The following is a 19,078-nucleotide window of genomic DNA, read 5'->3' on the forward strand; positions in this document are numbered from 1 at the left end:
ATGGGGTGGTCGTTACTGCTGCTGTGCTGAATCCGGTGGAATACTGCTACCCCGCTGGGTGTTTTTCCAATCGATATTCGGTGTGTTGATCTCCTCGTTCGGGATGTGGGCTGCACCTGCTAACTCATCAATCGTGAGAATCATCTCGCGGTCGTGCCATTCACGAGTGTGGAATGACTCGATAATCGCTGGAAGGCGACTCTTCGAAATGGGCGTTGCCTCGAACCCTTGTTCAGTCTTGCTGTTGTAGTAGCGAGTAAACATCCCCGCCACGCCTTCACAGCGGGCTTCGGCCTCGTACTTGTCGGGTGAAACGGCGATTATTCGGAGGTTCGTATTGAACGCGTACTTTCCGCGCTGCTGTTCGATGATCTTCGCGGCGTCCTTGTCCTTTTTCGATGCCTCGCGTTCGCGTGGATCGAGCCATCCCGTTACCGTGTTTTGGCGCAAACCCTCGGCGACATCATCGACGCTCTCACCGCTGCGCAGGAGGCCACCCCCATCGTCGGTCGCCCACTCTTTGGGTTCCGGCCGAAAGACGACTTGGACGACCACCCGCGTCTCTTCTGGTCCTTGCATTTCGGTCGTCACTTCGCTGTAGGGGTCATGAGTGAACCCATCGCCTTCGTGATGGCGAATCGGATAGAAGTAGTGACGCTCAATATCGAGTTCCGCAGCGGCCACATAGTCGTCAGTATTGATAGGTGGGAATCCATCACCGTCCTCGACGGTATGCACGTCTGAGTTCGCATACGCATTTTCCAAGTGTGTCGTGTACTTGATGGCGGCTTTCTCGGTTGCAGCGTGCATGAGGAATTTCACACGGCCTTCATCAAACCAGAGTTCGAACGCGTGATGGTCGCTCACGTTCTTTCCACGAAGCCCCTTTGTCTGCACGTCGTGGATTGACTGCAACAGGCGGGCCGCGCCCTGGATGCCGTCGTTGTCTTTGTGCGGCGTGATTCGCAGGAGCGTCCCTGGCGTTTCCTCGGCCGGTTGGAAGTACTGCTCGCTGAGTCTAGATGCGGTGAACGTGCTGTTCGACCGGCTGAATAGCCCCATCAGATCTCACCCCATTCGTCCTCGATGTACGGCCGGAACGGCCCGTCCTCACTCGCCTTGTAGCTATAGATGACGTCCTCGAAGGGAGAGGCTCGTTCTTGAGCGTGCATCCACCCTTCGACGTCCGCGTAATCGACGAGATAGTCAGTGTAACCCAGCCCATCCTCGCCGCGTTTGGCCTGGCTGGTAATGAAGTTCAGTTGCTCGTCGTTCATCCCAAAGCGCGTCTTCGCGTCCTCTTCCTCCAGCTTGTCCGTGTAGAAGAACTCGGTCGTCGGGACCTGGCCGAGAATGGCGCGTTTGGACTCTTGCATGTCCTTGTCGTCAGCGCTCGCGAAGTCGCTCGGGCGGTGCGAAAGGAACCACAGCCCGGCGTTGAAGTGCCGCCAGTGCCGCGCCGACTGTTGGAGCCACGCTAGGATTTCCTTCGACTGAAAGAGGTAGTGCGCTTCGTCGATCACGAACAGCGTCTTACTCGGCGCCCGTTTCACCGCCTGGTAGACCTGGCCGAGCATCAACTGGAGCATGGTCGCTTTGTCCGCCGCGGCGCCGAGCCCCTGGATCTGTTGGAGATCGAGATACGATACTTCACCTGGGCGAATGTGCGCCTCGGATTCCCCGACGAGCGCATCGTGTTCTCCGCCCTGTTTGAAGCCACTGAGACGGCGAAGGAGCGGGCCCGCGTTCTCTTGGATCTGGGCCTTCTCTAACTCCGAGTCGACGTACTCGCCCGGATTCTCGCCCATGTCGTTGACGGTCTCCCGGAAATTGGCCATCGTCGGGCTGTTCTCGGCTTTGTGCGTGGTGACGTCCTCTTTCAGCACCCCCGCCTCCTCGTAGGTGGCATTCAGGGCATCGGAGACGAGCGGCGCGAATTCGCCAGCTTCGTCCCCAATCATGTCGAGGATGAAGTTGCGCGCCTCGGTGAACTTCATATCGTACGGATCCAGGTTCCCCGATGCCGCTAACGCTTCCTCGGGCGTTTCCTCGATGTGGAGCGGGTTGATCGTCTGTGAGCCATCCACTGTGATATGCTGGCCGTTCAAGAGTTCGATGAGACTCCCGAACTCGCCCATCGTATCGCACAGAATGAGCGTACGGTCCTCGCCTGCCAGATACCAGCGGGTCGCTTGCTTGCCGACGTGGTAGGATTTCCCGCTGCCGGAGTTCCCGATCGTCAGTCGGTGACCGGGCGCGACCGAGAATTGGTCTTTGATGATTTCGCTGCCGTTCTGGACGTTCCGGCCCTGCTCGACGCCGTCCTCCTGGTCGATATAGGCGGATACCGGCGGGAAGGCCGCCGCGATAGTCCCCGAAAGGGTGAGCGAATAGCGCTTGCGTGTTGAGACATCCGCGAATTTGTCCCGTCCGTTCGGCGAACATGACTCGAACAGTTCAGCCTGGCGCTGTTCCGGGGCCAGCACCGTCAGATGAGCGGGTGCGCTTTCGAGGGTGTCCCGAACGTTGTCGCAGTCGTCTTCGAGCGCCCGGTGTTTCGCGATGTCCAACGTGAGGTCGTCTTCGGTCGCTAGCCCCTCTTCGATTCGCTCCTCGGCTTTATCGAGCGCCTGCCGAGTACCAGCCCGAACCGTCACGTACCCGCTCAAATCCCACGGTTGGGCTTGCGTGTGGTGGAGAAGTTTGTACATCTTCACGTATGGGTCCAGGTCGTCTTCGACGAGAATCGCCGAGACGTCGCTCACGTCTTTGCGCTCGTCGATGTTCGCGTCAATCTCCCCGATTGTGTCCTTCAACTCCAGCTCGGTCATGCGTTTGTCCCGCTCGCGAACGTCCAAACAGACGTCCACATCCACGCCTCGCATGGTGTAGATCTGCTCCAGGAATTTCTCGCGTGGCTCGACCGGCCAATCAGCAATCCAGTAGGTTCGGCAGTACTGTTGCCCCGTTCGAACGTAGCCATCGCGAGCGTCGAAGGTTTGCGGGGCCAGGAGTTCCTGTACCCGATCATGAGCCAAACCGGTGCCACCGTCGTCGCCACCCGTGAGCGGAGCGAGCAACCCTTCGCGAACCTGCGCGAGGAACGACGTGTCTTCGTCGGCGTCCTCATCCGCGTGCGTACTCGTTGCGACTGGTTGCGAGACGGTACCGCCGTCCGTTGTCGCTTCGACCCTCGCGACGTCTGCGACGCCCGTCCGTGGTGTATCGGTTGCATTCACGGCTTCCGGGCGCGGACTGTCGCCCTTCTCGGCACTATGCGGCCATACCGCGGCATCGATATCTTTCGTCACCCGTTCAGTGTCGAAGGAGTGTTCCGTACCGCTCCAGTAGCGGCCCAGGAGAAGCGCATGCTCAGCCGGACCCACTTGGGTGGTCTCACACCCGTCAGTGCTCCCGAACGCCCGACAGAGGCGAGACAGGCGGGTTTTCACTTCCCGCTGCATCCGCCGCCGCTTTGCCTCCCACTGTTCATCGTCGCCGCCGAATAGCAGCGAGCGAATCTCGCTCTCGTCGGTCATATCCGACACGGCGACTTCGTCTGGGCGAACCTCGACGACGAGATAGTGCTGCCACTCGCGAGCGTCGAAGCGGGGGAAATCGGTGTTCTCGGTCCACTGAATGACGCTCCGTAACAGTTCGCGGGCCAGTTTCCATTCCTCGCCGGCGTACTCCGAGGAATAGAGCTTCGAACGATATTTCTCGGTGACGTCGCGCGGGTCGATTTCCAGCGCGGAACTGAATAGGCGGAAACTGAAATCGCTCACGTGCTGGTCGAGTTCAGTTCGAACTCGGCCGATCATTTCTCGCGCCTCGCTCTCTTTCTGCATCGCCGTATTCCGACCAGAAATCCGCGCCAGTGCAACGAGACGGCCATCCTCCATTTCGGCGGTGCCATCAGCGTGGATCCGCTTCACGCCATGGACAGTCGCCGCTTCGTCGCCCGTTTTCGGCAGGGTGCGGCTAGCCTTCAACTGGGCGAGCGGGCCCTTAATCCGGTCCAATCCCGAGGTGTACTCGTCGGAAGAGATCGCGAGCCCGAAGGCGCCAAGGCCACCCAGCGCGCCGACACCGGCGCCCACTGCAGAGGGGACAAGTGGGGCGCCGAATAGGGCAGCGAGGCCACTAACGCCCATCAGACCGGCACCTGGGGCACTGTAGAGCATATCGTTCACGTTGAATCCGTGAAAGTCGAGACTGGAGTCGACGTAGGGCGGGACGAGTTGTGTCGGGTCTTTCGGCGTGTCTTCGTTGGTTGTCATGGGTAAGGCCCGTTTCCCAGCCTTGCACTGGGACGGCGGCGTGAACCGAAACGGGTCGTAAACCTCTCGTGAGATCTACTTCAACGACTGAACCTGAGACCGAAGCCAAGGGTACCGAGACAGATCCCAACCACAAACCACTCCGAGGCCAATACTGGGCGGAAATGGGTGAAGATAGACATACCTCCGAGTGCGCACCCTGAGAGCCGAGATGTCTCTTTCGTCATCGAAAGCGGACAAACTGGGAGCACGGAGAGGACAGGAACGACGACGAGCAAGGCACCTACGAGAAACAGCACAGTCCCAAGTGCCGAAAGGCGCATGTCAGGAAGAATCTCATCGGTGGACTCGTTCTGACGTCGTTCCGCTGAATGTTCTGTCATTGTTGAGGCCCGTTTCCCAGCCTTGCACTGGGATGGTGGCGTGAACCGGAACGGGGGTTAGTCGTCGTGCTGTTCTGCATACCACCGAGCCACATTCGCGGCCATCAGCCGGGATTTCCCGATTCCGGTCTGTCCAAGTGTGATTCGGTGGTATCCGTCGTCTTCTGCCAGTTCGAACGGGTCGGCTGTGGTATCATCTGTCATAGTTGATCACTCGTATCGCTGAAGGATATCGCGACCACGGTTCAGTTCGTAATCAGCGCGCTCCTGTTCTTCGCGGGCAGCTTGGGCGTCGATGCCGCCGTCAGCATTCAGTGCGTTATCGACCGAGTGGTAGTTCACCGTCTCATTGTCCGCTGACGAGCCAGCGCTAAACGTCGAATTCTCTGACTGCTCCCAACTCGACCCATCGTCGCTGCGATAGTCCTGGTACTTCTCATGGACCGCATGGCCGACGCGCTCACCGGCCTTGTCAACGTATTCGCCCGCCTTTCGCTGGTTTGACGCGGAGGTGCCGAGCGCGACCGACGCCGCGTCGTTCGCATGCGCGAGCATCTCCTTCGGGAGAATGACCAAGGCGAAGACGAGCCCGCCAACAACGAGGACAAACGTCTCCAGAATACCGAGCGCCCCTGACGTCCAGGGCAAATCGGCAAGCAACCGAAGGACGAGTGCCTGAAAGAGCTTCGTGACGATCACGACGCCAAAGAGGTAGACGAACGTGTCGCCGATGCTCTTCAGGAACCCGGAGAAGCACCGGCACGACCAGGCGAGCGGCCATAAGAACACGCTCAAGTAAATGAGGGCGCGCTCAAGGCCGAGGACGAGAATCCCGACCGCGATCGTCCCCGATTGTATCAATCCAAGGAGCGCACCGACGCCAATCCCGACGCCCAGCTTCGCGAGTTTCGAGTTCGTCCGAATGAACTCAGCACCATCAGGAGCGACCGACATGGCTGTTTCATTCGCGAGGTGGAGGATGAGCGGGGGGATAATCCAGGTCGTCGCGACCATGAGAAACGCGATACCGACACGCTTCCAGGCCTGGCGCTTTTCGTACGGGTCCGAGCGGTAGAACGACATACCGAACCCGGCCATGAGCGCCACCGCAGCGAGGCCAGAGGTCCACCGAGCGGCTGTATACACACCGGGCCACAGGCCATTCTGCGGATTGACCCACGTACTCGGTTTGTCGGCTTGCCCGGGCGCTGGCACTGCCGCGACGCTATCACGAACCGTATTCGCGATGCCTTTCCCGATGCCGAGGAAGATTCCAGCGATCGCTTTGAGCTGGCCCTTCGCCATGTCGACCGGGTTAATCGATGGGACTAGCCCACCGCCACCACCGCCAAGGATGTCGTCGACAAGGCCCCCGCCGCCGTCCTTGCCATTCCCGCCGCTCGTCGAGTTGTTCCCGCTCGTCGTTGTCGTCGCGTTAGCCGGCGGTGACGTTTGCCCGGCGCCAGGGAGACCGATCCAGTGGTTCTGCTCGGTGGTCGAGTTGTTCGCCGCGGCTGATTGGGCGCCGACGGGTGTAGCGAGTAGTACGACTATCGCGACGAGACAGAGCGCCGGCAGCCAGCTGGTGTTACGATTCCATATCATGGTCAAAAGAGTGAGCCAGGTGGCTCACATGATGTTCGCGAAATTCACGCACGACAGCGTGCTCACTCCCGCTTTGTCGATCACGACCGCAAACAGCGGGAAGAACCACGCGCCAAGGAACGTGATAATCGCGCCCTTGAGCGCTTCGCGGCCCTCTTTCTTTTTGTCCGACCGGGCACTCCCCATCTTGTTCACGGCGATTGCACCGCGAAACGCCGAGAGGAGAATCATCCCAAGCGTGATCATCCCGAACGCGAGTGTGATCACAGGACCAAGCCCAGACGAGCACATCACGTCACTCGCCTCGTTGGTTGCTTGGGCTGCCACCGGCGCCGAGAAGACCGAAGTGACAGTGATGATGACAGCTCCCTGATGGATGTAGCGATCGGGGATGGCGTGCCACTTCTCGTTAAGTATGTTCTTACGGGAACGGTACTTCTTAATCGCCCGGAGACGGGCTTTCGAGAGCTGTTCGCTGACGAATCCCAGCCTGATTTTTTCGCGGTATTTGGACATAATGCAATGTGGAATATATCATCTCATCACATATAGGTTACGGACACAGTGGGTTAGTTATAGTTTACGGTCTAACCCACTGTGTCCGTAAACCTATTAACAGAGGAGACGAGAATATTTTTCATGACTGTTAGCAAACCCAGTACTATGGTTAGTCTCACAGAGGTCGACAAGGAGATTATTGCACTACTACGCGACGGGCGGGCGACGCAGTCCTACATCGTAGATGAAACGGGCCGCTCCCGACAGTATATTCATAACCGGCTGGGAATCTTGGCGGCCGCAGAGATTGTGGAAAACATTCATCCAAAGACAGCACTATACGAATTAATAGACGATCCGCTCGAAGGAGAGGAAAACGGAGCGTAAGGGACCATGCAAATTCCGCCACTATCGATCAAGCCACGAAACGAAAGCGCGCGGCAAGCAATGCGTCGGCACTTCGCGATACTCATCGGCCTTCTGAAAGTCGTTCTCGTCGGGAGCATTATTCAGATCGTCGTGCTCGCCTGTGCGTGGGCGCTTGGCCGGCATGTCCTCCACTACTCGAGCACTGCCACTGGCTGGATGGTAATCCTCTCGTGGTTCATTGCGGCGTACTTCATCAAACTCTATGGGCGGAGCATCTTCCCAGTGAATGCTGATCAGTTCACCCGAGTTTGAAGCACAGAACTCACGCGATCTTTTCGCCGTCGAGAAACACGTTCTTGAGCGTCGCGCCTCCGTTCCGAATGACTCGGGCCTTTGTCGCATTCCACCCGGGCGTTTTGATTACGAAGTTTTTGACCGTCGCCTGACCGACGCCTTCGTCGACGACGAGTGCCTCCATCGGCGTATCCTTGATCGTCACCTCCACATTTTGGATCACTGCTTTCTCAACACCGTGCAACGCTGTGAGCGACCACCCAGTCGGCTTTGTCTGGACGATTTTCGTATTCGAGACAGTACACGTGCCGTCGTCAATGCGAATCGGGCGTTGTTCGTAGTAGAACTCCTCGCCAAACGAGCGATCGGTCACAACGACACAGTTGTGGATTCGTGAGTTATCGCCGCCGATTCGGATATTCGACGCCTGACTGTTCGCCGCGATGCAGTTCACGACCTCGACCGTGCCATCGCCCGTTCCAGGCTGGCCACCAATTACGTAGATGCCGTTGTCCGGCCACCCGCCGAATAACGAGTTCTCGACGCGGAGGTATCCCTGTGCCTTTGGATGCATTGTGATCCCTGATGTCGCCCACGAACGGCCAGCATATGGGCCACCGTCGTACGTATCCCGTGTATTGATCGTCTTCTGGTAGGTGAGGCCACCAAAGCGAAAATCGACGTTACTCACGCGGGCTCGGGCTTCTTCTGTGGCAGGATTTACCCGAAGTGGTCCCTGACAGCCGAGCGAATGCATGCCGACTTGGCGAAGCGAGCGAATCTCCGACGTCCCCGCCGTATGGTGATTCAATACCTGTATCCCTTGGTTATCCCCGCGCCAATCGAGCGTGAAGCCACCGAAAAGGAACTTGCCTCGATGTGGATTATCGGGGATTCCGATTTTGAAGTGCTGGGCAGGACCGTGGAACTCGCCCGCTGTCACATCGAATCCATGGATTGCATCCACTTTCCCGTGAACGAGTGTCGCGTTCTGCCCGATAATGCCGAGGTTCTGAAGCCCGACGCGGCGAACCTGACTGTTCATCTTGTACCGTCCGGGTGGGAAATAGAGAAGCGTATCACTCCCGATCTCGCGCTGGATGACGGGCGAAACGTCCTCATCACCAGTCGGGTCTGCGCCTGCTTTCGCCATGTTCACAACGTTCTGGAACTCGCCACGCCACGGTTTTGGATCGACCGATCCGAAATTACCGGTCGTTGCGTTTGTGCTGTCATTTGTCGGCCCTGTGGACGGGACGCTCCCATCGCTCGCGCCCGTTGGGAGGAGACAGCCTGACAGAGCTGTCGCTCCAGCACTTGCGCCTGTCGCGAGAAACGCCCGTCTGCTGTACGATTCGCGGTTACCTTTGTTAGCGATTGGAGGTGGTGTCATAGGGAATCACTCGTGGTTCAGTGCAGGCGTTTTCCTAGAAAATGTTAGTACACTCATTTAGATAAGTTTTTCGTAGGTTACCCAGTTTATTCAGATTGGTGTTTAGGAGTGAGTCAAAAAGAGTACAAAATGCAATTAGACCGAACGACTAGCTATCGAGTGGTACCAGGAACGAGATCCCAGACTTTCTCCGTCGCGATATACTCGCCATCCTGCTCTTCGATGTATCCTTCTGCAAGCGCCTCGGCTATCGCCTCGTCCAGATCGCCATCAAAGCGGCCATGCTACCCTGCTATGACGCCAATATGATCACGATCAATCGTCGGCAGGTTTTGTCCACCCGTGTTGTGTTCGACGATTCGGGCGATGATCGCGGCATTTTCGCTCATGTCAAATGATGGTACCCGAACGTCGTTAAATCGGTGGGCGATACTAGTTAGTATTACATACTAACTTACGAGCGACCGATCCCAGATGTACACTCTCGATCGACACAGTCACTTCTTCGATTGTAGAGCGCAAGATTACGAGTCGTGCTTCGCATCCCTTACTCCGCGAATAGTTTCCTCGACCGTCCCAATACCGGCCTCATGGAGCACATCACCGACAATAACCGTATCAGTAACATTGGCCATCCGATACGCTGACTCGTAGTCGTGAATCCCGCCACCATAGAAGAGCTGTGCTGATGAGAGTGTATCTCGCACCGCAGCGATGACAGTTGGATCACCAAGCATGCCAGAATACTCGAGATAGACGATCTGCTGACCGAGGATCTGTTCGGCGAGTTCAGCATACGCAACGACGTCATCTGCCTCAAGGGTACAGTCCGCTTGGGTGAGCGTCGCAACTGACGACTCTGGATTCAGGACAATATAGGCTTCTGGATGCACGGATTCCCAGTCGAGATTTGATGAGCGAACCCATTCGTGGTGTGCTCCTGTGATCCACAGTGGATCATCGGCATTCAGAACGATTGGAAGTAGGTATCCAGAGAGTGCCTCGATCTGAGATGGCGATGGGCAATAGGTCGGCTCGACGAATACTGGGATCTTCGTAGACGCGAGTGCATCGAGAACTGACTGAACGTTAGACTGGGTGACGTTGGTGGTGCCACCGATTATGATTGCGTCTGTGCCCGTGTCCGCGATGTCAGCATAGATATCCCCATCGTGGAGTGGTTTGTCTGGGTCGACTTTCGTAACGTGATCCCACTGTGCCCACACAGCCGCCATAGCTTACTTTAGTACAATCATACGCAAACCGCTTTCCCTCTGTTTGTATCGAGTTACAAGCCTCCGTGATTTGCGTACAACACTTTCACTCCAGGAATAGCCCAATCGGGATTGTTGAAATCCGATAATCTCGACGCCTTTCACGCTGAAATAGCCGTTAAGTAGGAGGGTGGGTGAGCAGTTAGAGTATATTTGTAAGAGCAGTCAATCGTTCGATCTTATAAGTTGGTTCATCAATTGAGCCCAAGCTATTCCGATGCTCACGTCGCACAACTACTGAATCAAGTCCTGCGCGATGTGCCGCAACCACGTCATCTGGACTATCACCAACGTAGAGTGCTAGCCGGGTTCCGAGATCATCTAATGCACGTTCGATGTAGTGAGGGTCTGGCTTCCGGCGCTGATATCTCTCGACTGTCGGTTCACGGCCATATATCGTCTCAAAGTGGTCGTCAAGATCGAAGTGATCGATCAGGAATGACCAACGTGCGGGAACAGCGAATAGAACATCTCATAGATGCGACCCGGCGAGAATACGAAGAGCTCGTCACTTGATCGTGCTGCTGAGTTCTATATTCAGATGCGGAGAAACACTATGGCCGTTCCCAACGGTGCATTCGCCGACTACATCACACGTATTAATGAGGGATATTTTAATAATATTAATGCTGTCCTTATATAATGCATAATCCCATTAGTATTTGCGAACACCAGTATGTCTATATTTTGGAATGGATGTTCTACGCATAAAAATAGGATCGATATCAATTAATTCTCTAGCTTTTGTAATGTACTTAAGACCTTTTTCATTATCGATTCCTTCATACGAATGTCCGAGATTTATCAATGCGTGAGCATTATATTTATCAATCTCCAATGATTCTCGGAGTTTTTCCCGTCCCATCTCTAATTCTCCATCTTCTATTAATAGTGATCCAAGATGGCTAAGAAGCTGCTGAGAGGTCGGAATTCGATCGATGCCTCGCTGCACAGTTTCGATCGCTTTATCTTGCTCGCCTTTATCTCTCCAAGCTAAGCTGAGATTGACGTAAGTAAAAGGCCATTCTGGATCTATTCTCTCGGCTCTTTTCAATAATTTAACTGATAAATCTAATCGGTTTTTATGCCGTAAAATATCTCCTACAAGGTTTAATGACTTCACTGGGTATCTCTGAAGAGATATTGCTTCCATTATATTATCAACCATCTCCTGTGTATTTATATTTGAATCTGTATTTGATTTTAGCTCTTCAAACATCATCCAAGCCTTACCATAGTAAGCTGGGCCAAATGATTCATCAATCGAAATTGCTGCCTCAAATTGGTTGATTGCTTCATCTCTTCGATTTTGATATCCTAAATTGACTCCATAGCTATGGTAGGGAAAGGGAGTAATGGGATCAGCACTGATCGCCCGTTCATATATGCTCTCCATCTTTTTACTATCTTTATTAGAATAATATTCTGCCAAATGTGTTAGAATTTCCGCTATGTCTGGTGCCTCATTCTCTGTAATAATCAGTAACTCCTGCATATCATCAATTTGGATCCCCAGGATATCTAGTCCTCTAATAACTGCTAATCGTATTTCTGTAATTGCTCTCTTATCAGGAAAAGGTACATTTGGAAGGTAAGAGTTAACTTCTTTTGTAAAGAACTCAATAATTTCTTCTGAATAATTTTCAGCATTTCTTTGGACCGCTTGTAGTTGTGTAGCATGAATCTGGTATGTCTTTCCAGTTTCAATCGGTGAATCTGACTTCTTAAATTCAAGCCAGCCCTTTTGGTGTAGTTCGTTAACCACTAAGTCAAATTCCCTTTTTTCTCTTCCAAAAATTTCTCGAAAAATTCCTTCGACCAATGTGTCAATAGGCGGTAATGTCAAATCATATAATAATTTGCATGATTCTAAAAGAACAATCTGATTTTCAGATTCTTGTTGAAGTCCTTGGTGATGAGACTCCCACATCTTTTCGAGTGTTTTCGGTAGCTCAAGTATTTCTGAACGAGTTAGTGATTTTCCTTGATATTGCTTTCCAATAATCTCTAAATATAGTGGGGCTACACTTCCTTGGGCTTGATCATGCAATATATCAATAGTCGAATCACCAATCTCAATATCATATCTGTCGATAACCTGTTGTGTCAGTTGTTTTGTTGAATTCTCATTCCATTCGTTAACCCTCACAACCATGAATTCTTTCCAAAGTCCTTGCTCATTAATTGGATCTCCAGGAATAGCAGAAATATTCCCAGAGTCGGACGTCACAAAAATATGCAACTCATGTCCTGAATCGGAAAGATTGGTTTCTAACCTATTTATCACGGAGTTAAAAGCTCCGGCGCTTCCTCTTTCTTCAAGATTCTGGAGATCATCCCACAGTAAGAGAACATCTCCTTCAAAGTTTTCGTAGGAGATGTTCTTGGTATCCATCGGATCAGATATATTATTAGGCACAAACACATAATCTACATCCGGTATATCCTTGAGGAGATGATGAATAGTTCTAGTTTTTCCCGAGCCTTTTGGGGCTAGTAGAAGTGTCTTGTTAGTAAATGAGAGTTCGGGGAGAGAGTCTCGAGAGATATATTCAGTTTCAGATGATGGCTTGATAAAGGAACGCAGGCTTGGATGATCTTCTGGCATGTCAAATATTGTGTATGGCCTGAAAGGACCAGCTTGATCAACTAATATTGAGAGTTTTTCCTCCAAGTCATGTAGCTGTTCCAAGACTTCGTTCCCTTGAGCTATTTGTAATTCAGCCCCTAAATCAGTTCCAGCTAATTTAGAACAGAAAGATGATACCGTCTCTTGATATGCAATTAATAAACACCGTTTGAGTGTTTGGCGCGATGTTTCATTTAACTCCGTCTCATTATATGACTCAATTTTTGTGACAAGGATCTCAACCGCTTCTTCAGCACTTGATGTAGATATTTCTACATCGCTGACCTCTTTTGCGATTACATCCCATCCATATGCGATACCAAGCAGTTCTGGTTCATCATTATCATCTGCTACTCGTCTGAGTTGGTCTCTAAATTCGGTATGAAACTTCGTATCTAAATGCGAAATTGAGTCTGAAATTTCTGCTGTCCTTATTCGATCTCTTAGTATATCCCCGCCTATCTTCAATCCAACTCCTATTAGCTTCCATGGGATCGAACCACTAGGGCTCATTTTCTCTTAAGACTGTGCTCATTGAATCGATAAATAAGTTCCTTTCTCATAGGATTGTTAAGAAGATCTAGTTTCAACCAGCACCAACCGGAATAGATCACACGATACCAAGTAGTACGAAAACACTAGGTCAACTACTATGAGTGAATATATCGCAATTCGCATATTTAAGTGAAACACACGGTGGTTCAATTATAATTTCGTAATAGGGACTCAAAATCGGACCTCCACTAGGCAATACCACAGAAACAACTGTACTCAGCAGTAGTTGAGAAATACTTCAAGGGGGTGGCTAGCGTAAATGTTGTGACCAGTAGTTGGTGTAGTGCGGCTCACGGGAGTCCGCCAGGACCCTGTATTTTGATATCCTAGTCTTTCCCTCCCGGTGACCGCGGACCCACCCACGGAGGTTGGGATGGTTCCACTCGACACAGATGCTCTTCTCTTGAACCGTGGCCGACTCGGGACGCTTCCTCTTGAAGTCAGCAGTCCGGCGTTCTCCTTCGGCCGCTCGATGCACTCGTACAGCTCTCCACCGACGTTCGCCGCTTCCGCGAGGATTCTGAAAGGGGGGTTCTTGAGAGGACGCTAAGCAGTAATACCATCCTCTGTGAAACCCATTATTAGTACAATACACTAGCCTGCGATTACCGGCAAGGCATAGTCACAAATTTAACAATCAGATTAGGTTGAAGACCAAGTAAGCGTCGCACATAGATTGGATTGGCACTCCCAACCGATTCCACTGCCGCTTATCGATTTCAGGAGTAGTAGCTCTCAACCCTTAATTAGCTGTTCACAACTCCACGGCACTCATCGACTCAATAATATTCGCTTCCGTGGGCGCAGCGAGATACGGCTCAATCGCATCATAGCTTGACCACCCACCGAGCGCCATCACAATCCGCGGTGACACGTTCTCCTCGACCAGCAGGTGATTCGCCCAGCAACGGCGCAAATCGTGGGTAGACACTCGCCGATAATCGTCGTTATCCGTTTCGTCGGCGGCGTGGTCGGCAGCGTTCTCGACCCAGTACTGGACAGTGCGTTTCGACCGTTCAATCAGGGGGTCATCGCCCCGAAGACCGGCTTGCTGGACATACCGATTGATGGTTGCCTCAACCTCGACCGGTAACCATGTCTCGCGTTGCTTCCCGCCTTGGTAGCTTCCAGTCGTGTCCTTTCCGTTCGTGACTTCGAGTTCGTAGTGGCGGCCGTCGTCCATCCGCGAGATGTTCGATGGCGTGACGCCCAGCACTTCCGTGACACGAAGGCCACAGTCTCCCATCAGGCGAATAGCGATTTCGTGTTCAAATGAGTCAGCGGCGCGCGGAATCGCGCGGTATTCCTCGCGACTGAGCCAGACATTGAACGTCCCGTCTTTGTTCCGTTCCGTCCTCATTGCGTGTTACTCATGATTTTCGTGCAATATAGAGGTTGGGGACGGCGCTATCGATATGTTGAATCAGCTGATTTCGGCCGTTTCACGGGTTGGAGAGTGATTGGTTTGCACGTTTTTGGATAAACACGAAATCCGATAGTGGCAGGGAATTATTTATTGGATGTGACTGAATTGGATCGCACCGGGTAACATCTTTACACGATGGGGCTCCTATCTAGTGGTGTGATGACCCAGAAAACCGCCCGGATCGTCCGGGAGCTCCACGATGAACCTCACATCGAGGGAAGCCGTCTCACCGTCCGATACATCAAAGAGCGCGTCGAAGGGCTCGGTCTAGAACCTCAAACCGTTGCCGATCGTCACAATCTCGACGTGGCCGACGTGTATCACGCGCTCGCATACTACTACGACCACCCCAAGGAAATGCGAAAGGTCGAGCAGCGCCGTCAGGTGCGCATCAAAGAGAGCGCCGAGACGGCAATCACCGGCCCGGAGAATTTGTGAGGGGCTTTCACTGTGAGCTTTCGTGTCCTCCTCGACGAGAACGTTGAGCGGCAAGCAATGCGGATGCTGAACAAGATGGGTCATGATACCGAGATGGTCGTCGATGTCGACGAGCTAGGTCCCGGCGCTGACGACGCCACGATTGCCGCCTATGCCAAGCGCAAAGATCGCCTTGTGCTCACCGTCGACGATGATTTTCTCACTGAAATTGACGAGACCGATCACGCTGGTGTGCTATTCCAGGTAGACGATCGTCTGACTGCCCATCAGGTCGCATCGATCGTCGACGTGATCGCTACCCATCTCGATCAAGACGAGATCGACGAGAAGGTCCATATCTCTACAAACTGGCTGTAGCGGTTCGAAGACCACAGTATCAGCGAGTTCTGTTTTCGGGGCTACGTGCACAGTCTGGTAGGACAACGTTCCCGACCATCCAGGAGCAGCCACCTACCACAAACATATCGGTGAGGATCGTTCGTTGATACCGAGTTCACCGGTGTGTTCGATGTATACGAACAATTCAAACAGAGGTAGACGAACATGAACACTAATACCCAATCCAATGAGCGAGTCCTGCACATTCGCTTCCAGCGAAGTGATGAAAAGCGTACCAAGGAGACGCTGAAAGCGATTGATCGCGGCGAGTCTCCTGAGCCATACTTCGAGACCGTCTTTCACGAGATCGAAGATCTCCAGACAGTAACGCGTCCGACCAGCCTGACTCTGCTGCGAACAATCGCTCGCGAGCGGCCCACAAGCATCCGAGCAACCGCCCGACTCGTTGATCGCGACGTGCGGCAGGTCCATCGAAATTTGGAGGAGCTCGCCGAACTCGGTGTGATCGATCTCGAAATGGACGGCCAGACGAAACGCCCGACTGTCTGGTACGATTCTATCGAGGTTGATCTTCCCCTCTTCGACTTCGATACAGACTCAGAAACGCCCGCCGAGGCGTGAGGAAAAGCGTAATCGGCCATAGTGTTAATTAGCGTAATTTACTGTCAAGGAACACATTTTTCGGACAGCTCCATACAGGCGTCCAAACTGTATAATACTACAAAACGTTACGGTAACAATCGGTTCCACGAGGTCGACAGCAAATAACCAAACGTGGGAGGTGCTCTAATAGCTCACCTCTCCGCAGAAATCACCGCTTCTCACCTCCTTCCATGACCTTCAGTCGTCCTCTCTCTCATCCCCATCTGGAAAGAGTTCCGAGAAACGATCAACCAGCGCCTCAACCTGCGGATGATCAGTATACGTCACGTTTTTAGTAGACCGATCGTATTCGATGAGCCCTGCATCGGCAAGTTTCGGGAGATGGCAGTGCTGGAGTGAGACGGTGACTTCGTCCACTCTGTCCGTCAGAGCGGTTTCAAGGGGCGGCGTATCTTCCCAGGCACTAATATCAGCCGCTAACTCCTCAAGGGAGATCGGTTGGTTCGCCGTTTGGAGCCGTTTCAATACATATCGTCGCCGTCGGTCCGTAAGAAGACCGAAGAGGCGATTCATCTGTTCGGCGGTAACATCATGAGGTGGTATCTTCTCGAACTGATCTTCCATAGCTATGCTATGATCCCTGAACCGGTAACAATTATTCATGATTATTCCTAGATGTTGTGGAAAGTACGGGTAGTTTTGAACTCATTATAGAGTGCTGATAGCCGCGACATCCATCTACTGGTTTTCTAACTTGCTAAGCGGAAATCGACGCACGGGGCACGGCTGATCGTGTCACAGTATGCCTCGTTTCACTATGGTGACGATCGCTTGTCTACTGACCTCATCACAGAATGTGCTAGTCGTTGTACTTACGATGTTGCCTCGCTAAGTTTGATGCGTGGAACACGACATCACTCAAAACCGGGAAAGGATAGCCTGGTGGCTGATTTTCAGCATCCTCGGCGTACTTTTCGTTTACATCCTCTACTCGTATGTGGGTACGATCGTTCTCGGATTATTTATTTACTATGCAACGCGACCCGTGTACCGGCAGCTAACCCATCGTGTGGGATCACCGACGCTCGCAGCCGGGCTTTCTCTCGGTATGCTGGCGTTCCCAGGATTACTTCTGATCGCGTATACTGTACTCGTGAGTATTCACCAGGTGAATGAACTCTTTGGGTCAAATCTGGATCAGTATCAATTACTTCTTGGGCCATATCTGCAGCGTGTTATTGGGACACAGGATCCACAGGTAGTATTGCAGCAGTTGCTTTCAAATCCCCAGCAACTTACGCAGTATCTCAGTCCACAGACAATGAGTAAGATACTCACATCAACAGGTGGATATCTGAGTGCAATTGTCGTCGGTCTTTTGCACGTTTTCATTGCACTCGCAATTGCGTTTTATCTTCTCCGAGATGGTCAGAGGCTTGCGAATTGGTTCACATCACAAATTAGTAAGTCGGACAGTGCAACACACGCCTTCTTAGAGGCCGTTGATACTGATCTTCAGACGATCTACTTCGGCAATATTTTGAATGCATTCGTGGTCGCTATCATCGCTTCGATCACGTATACGGCCCTCAATGCGATTGCTCCTCCTGGGCTTGCGATTCCAGCAGCTGTTTTGTTCGGGCTATTGACGGGGCTTGCAAGTCTAGTTCCAGTGGTTGGAATGAAACTCGTCTACGTTCCAGTCGGCCTTTATCTGGCTGGCGTCGCATTAGCATCAGAACCACTTTATATTTGGTTCCCCGTGGCATTTCTACTCATTACGGCCACGATCGTTGATGGACTCACCGAAATACTATTGCGGCCATACATCTCCGGTCGGAATCTCCACGTTGGCCTCGTCCTATTCGCGTATATCTTTGGCCCGTTACTGTTCGGTTGGTATGGACTGTTCCTTGGACCGCTTCTACTCGTATTGTTCGTCCATAGTACCCGCATCATTTTACCGGAATTACTACACGGACGCGAATTGACGCCACAAGCAACTGCAACTGATCCAATTCCAAATCCAAATGAAAACCAGCCTGCAACGACGAGTGGAAATGATTCCACTCAGCGAGACTCGAAATCCTCCACAGAACCATTATCAGCAGACCAAGCGTCTCCCACTGAGACTACAAAACAACAAGAAAGTACAGACGACCACTCGTGATAACAAGCTCTAGACCAACCCGAGTTGGTACTAAGTCATACACTGCTGAAGTTAGCTATTGCGTATTCTAAGCACGCAACTTGCCAGTTCGGGGGGACATCCTGAGCAAGATGTTTTGACTACGGTTACAGTAAAACACCATTGAAGAAATATGTGTAATATACCATGTTAATTTTGAAATAACGGGAGTACCGATCTCTCAGGCGATCAAACCACAGAAATCAATTGCTGCGGGAAACAACCTCTCGCTGACTATGTGGGTTCTGTGCTTCGCTAAGGGCGTCATAGTAGTCAATCCACTTCCGCTTATAAAATCAGGCGACAGTAAATTTGGTCCACTTGCACATAAAGAGTGACTTGGTTGGGATCCATTTGTCTCACTGCCTCATGTTGCACTAAGCGGGTGTGGACACACCTGGTAACGAGTGAGAACTACTAGTGTGTAAAGTGTCCCTTTATCGCGTTCAAACCACTACGAGAAAATAGAACTTACAAATCTATTGCCACATCAGCTAATGACAGTTTGGTGGGTCGCATTTTTAGCTGCAGCAGCATACCACGACGGCTTTGAGACCTGTGTCTCACCAATCGCCGAGTAATTCGCTGTCTCTTGGATCCGAATAGTTGATCCATTATACGTTCCTGTCCCAGTGAACGAATAGCGATGAATGACACCCCATGAATCAACGATGGCAGTAAACGAGCCATTTGTGACCGTCACGGGCTGAAATGAACGTACCAAAGATGAAGGAGTGCTCAAATTGCTCGAGTGTAAGCGGTACAAGTTGGGCGCTGAGCTGGAATTGTTTGCCTTCGTAATTG

17 protein-coding genes are annotated in these 19,078 nt (G+C 52.4%); 6 read left to right on the top strand and 11 right to left on the bottom strand.

Features of this window, described 5'->3' with window-relative positions; genetic code table 11:
• Nucleotides 1-12 precede the first annotated feature (12 nt).
• The 5 genes from LJF34_RS25850 to LJF34_RS25870 all read right to left on the bottom strand — a co-directional run bounded on the left by LJF34_RS25850 (nucleotide 13) and on the right by LJF34_RS25870 (nucleotide 6,784).
• Entirely contained in the window at nucleotides 13-1,062 is a 1,050-nt protein-coding gene (locus LJF34_RS25850; RefSeq protein ID WP_231189048.1) for a hypothetical protein, read from the bottom strand.
• The gene (locus LJF34_RS25855; protein WP_231189050.1) at nucleotides 1,062-4,280 is read right to left on the bottom strand and encodes a hypothetical protein; all 3,219 of its coding nucleotides are present in this window, start codon (nucleotides 4,278-4,280) and stop codon (nucleotides 1,062-1,064) included. The genes LJF34_RS25850 and LJF34_RS25855 overlap by 1 nt, the downstream gene beginning before the upstream one ends.
• A 440-nt stretch (nucleotides 4,281-4,720) precedes the next feature.
• Nucleotides 4,721-4,867: a hypothetical protein gene (locus tag LJF34_RS25860; protein ID WP_231189052.1), complete on the bottom strand. Its 147-nt coding sequence runs from the start codon at nucleotides 4,865-4,867 to the stop codon at nucleotides 4,721-4,723.
• A 6-nt stretch (nucleotides 4,868-4,873) separates the two neighbouring features.
• Nucleotides 4,874-6,268, bottom strand: a complete 1,395-nt coding sequence (locus LJF34_RS25865; protein ID WP_231189054.1) for a hypothetical protein — start codon at nucleotides 6,266-6,268, stop codon at nucleotides 4,874-4,876.
• Nucleotides 6,269-6,292: 24 nt separating this feature from the next.
• A complete protein-coding gene (locus LJF34_RS25870; RefSeq protein WP_231189055.1) occupies nucleotides 6,293-6,784 on the bottom strand; it encodes a hypothetical protein in 492 nt (163 codons plus the stop codon).
• 147 nt (nucleotides 6,785-6,931) lie between these two features.
• Between LJF34_RS25870 and LJF34_RS25875 the strand changes: the two genes are divergently transcribed.
• The gene (locus LJF34_RS25875; protein ID WP_231189056.1) at nucleotides 6,932-7,153 is read left to right on the top strand and encodes an ArsR family transcriptional regulator; all 222 of its coding nucleotides are present in this window, start codon (nucleotides 6,932-6,934) and stop codon (nucleotides 7,151-7,153) included.
• Between the two features lie 60 nt (nucleotides 7,154-7,213).
• Nucleotides 7,214-7,447, top strand: coding sequence for a hypothetical protein (locus LJF34_RS25880; protein ID WP_231189057.1), 234 nt, complete (start codon nucleotides 7,214-7,216; stop codon nucleotides 7,445-7,447).
• Nucleotides 7,448-7,457: 10 nt separating this feature from the next.
• Here the strand turns inward: LJF34_RS25880 and LJF34_RS25885 are convergent, their stop codons facing one another.
• From LJF34_RS25885 to LJF34_RS25905, 5 genes are all read right to left on the bottom strand, one after another.
• Nucleotides 7,458-8,582: a hypothetical protein gene (locus LJF34_RS25885; RefSeq protein ID WP_231189058.1), complete on the bottom strand. Its 1,125-nt coding sequence runs from the start codon at nucleotides 8,580-8,582 to the stop codon at nucleotides 7,458-7,460.
• A 764-nt stretch (nucleotides 8,583-9,346) separates the two neighbouring features.
• The gene (locus LJF34_RS25890; RefSeq protein WP_231189059.1) at nucleotides 9,347-10,057 is read right to left on the bottom strand and encodes a phosphoglycerol geranylgeranyltransferase; all 711 of its coding nucleotides are present in this window, start codon (nucleotides 10,055-10,057) and stop codon (nucleotides 9,347-9,349) included.
• Between the two features lie 181 nt (nucleotides 10,058-10,238).
• The gene (locus tag LJF34_RS25895) at nucleotides 10,239-10,532 is read right to left on the bottom strand and encodes an HAD-IA family hydrolase (protein WP_255666502.1); all 294 of its coding nucleotides are present in this window, start codon (nucleotides 10,530-10,532) and stop codon (nucleotides 10,239-10,241) included.
• Nucleotides 10,533-10,751: 219 nt separating this feature from the next.
• Nucleotides 10,752-13,238: a hypothetical protein gene (locus LJF34_RS25900; RefSeq protein ID WP_231189060.1), complete on the bottom strand. Its 2,487-nt coding sequence runs from the start codon at nucleotides 13,236-13,238 to the stop codon at nucleotides 10,752-10,754.
• A gap of 796 nt (nucleotides 13,239-14,034) precedes the next feature.
• Nucleotides 14,035-14,640, bottom strand: a complete 606-nt coding sequence (locus LJF34_RS25905) for a site-specific integrase (RefSeq protein ID WP_231189062.1) — start codon at nucleotides 14,638-14,640, stop codon at nucleotides 14,035-14,037.
• A gap of 225 nt (nucleotides 14,641-14,865) precedes the next feature.
• Here LJF34_RS25905 and LJF34_RS25910 point away from each other — a divergent pair, with 225 nt between their 5' ends.
• The 3 genes from LJF34_RS25910 (at nucleotide 14,866) to LJF34_RS25920 (ending at nucleotide 16,104) form a co-directional block, all read left to right on the top strand.
• Nucleotides 14,866-15,144, top strand: a complete 279-nt coding sequence (locus LJF34_RS25910; protein WP_231189064.1) for a DUF433 domain-containing protein — start codon at nucleotides 14,866-14,868, stop codon at nucleotides 15,142-15,144.
• Between the two features lie 12 nt (nucleotides 15,145-15,156).
• Nucleotides 15,157-15,501 (top strand): DUF5615 family PIN-like protein, encoded by a 345-nt coding sequence (locus LJF34_RS25915; RefSeq protein WP_231189066.1) that lies wholly within the window; start codon nucleotides 15,157-15,159, stop codon nucleotides 15,499-15,501.
• Between the two features lie 186 nt (nucleotides 15,502-15,687).
• Nucleotides 15,688-16,104, top strand: a complete 417-nt coding sequence (locus tag LJF34_RS25920; protein ID WP_231189068.1) for a transcriptional regulator — start codon at nucleotides 15,688-15,690, stop codon at nucleotides 16,102-16,104.
• A 219-nt stretch (nucleotides 16,105-16,323) separates the two neighbouring features.
• Here LJF34_RS25920 and LJF34_RS25925 read toward each other — a convergent pair whose 3' ends face one another.
• Nucleotides 16,324-16,710, bottom strand: a complete 387-nt coding sequence (locus tag LJF34_RS25925) for a hypothetical protein (protein ID WP_231189070.1) — start codon at nucleotides 16,708-16,710, stop codon at nucleotides 16,324-16,326.
• Between the two features lie 277 nt (nucleotides 16,711-16,987).
• On the opposite strand from LJF34_RS25925, the gene LJF34_RS25930 reads away from it, so the two are divergent.
• Complete coding sequence (locus LJF34_RS25930; RefSeq protein WP_231189072.1) at nucleotides 16,988-18,256, top strand: AI-2E family transporter; 1,269 nt, start codon at nucleotides 16,988-16,990, stop codon at nucleotides 18,254-18,256.
• Nucleotides 18,257-19,078 lie beyond the last annotated feature (822 nt).

Origin of the sequence: Haladaptatus sp. DYF46 (genome assembly GCF_021083305.1) — an archaeon.
Classification (GTDB): domain Archaea; phylum Halobacteriota; class Halobacteria; order Halobacteriales; family Haladaptataceae; genus Haladaptatus.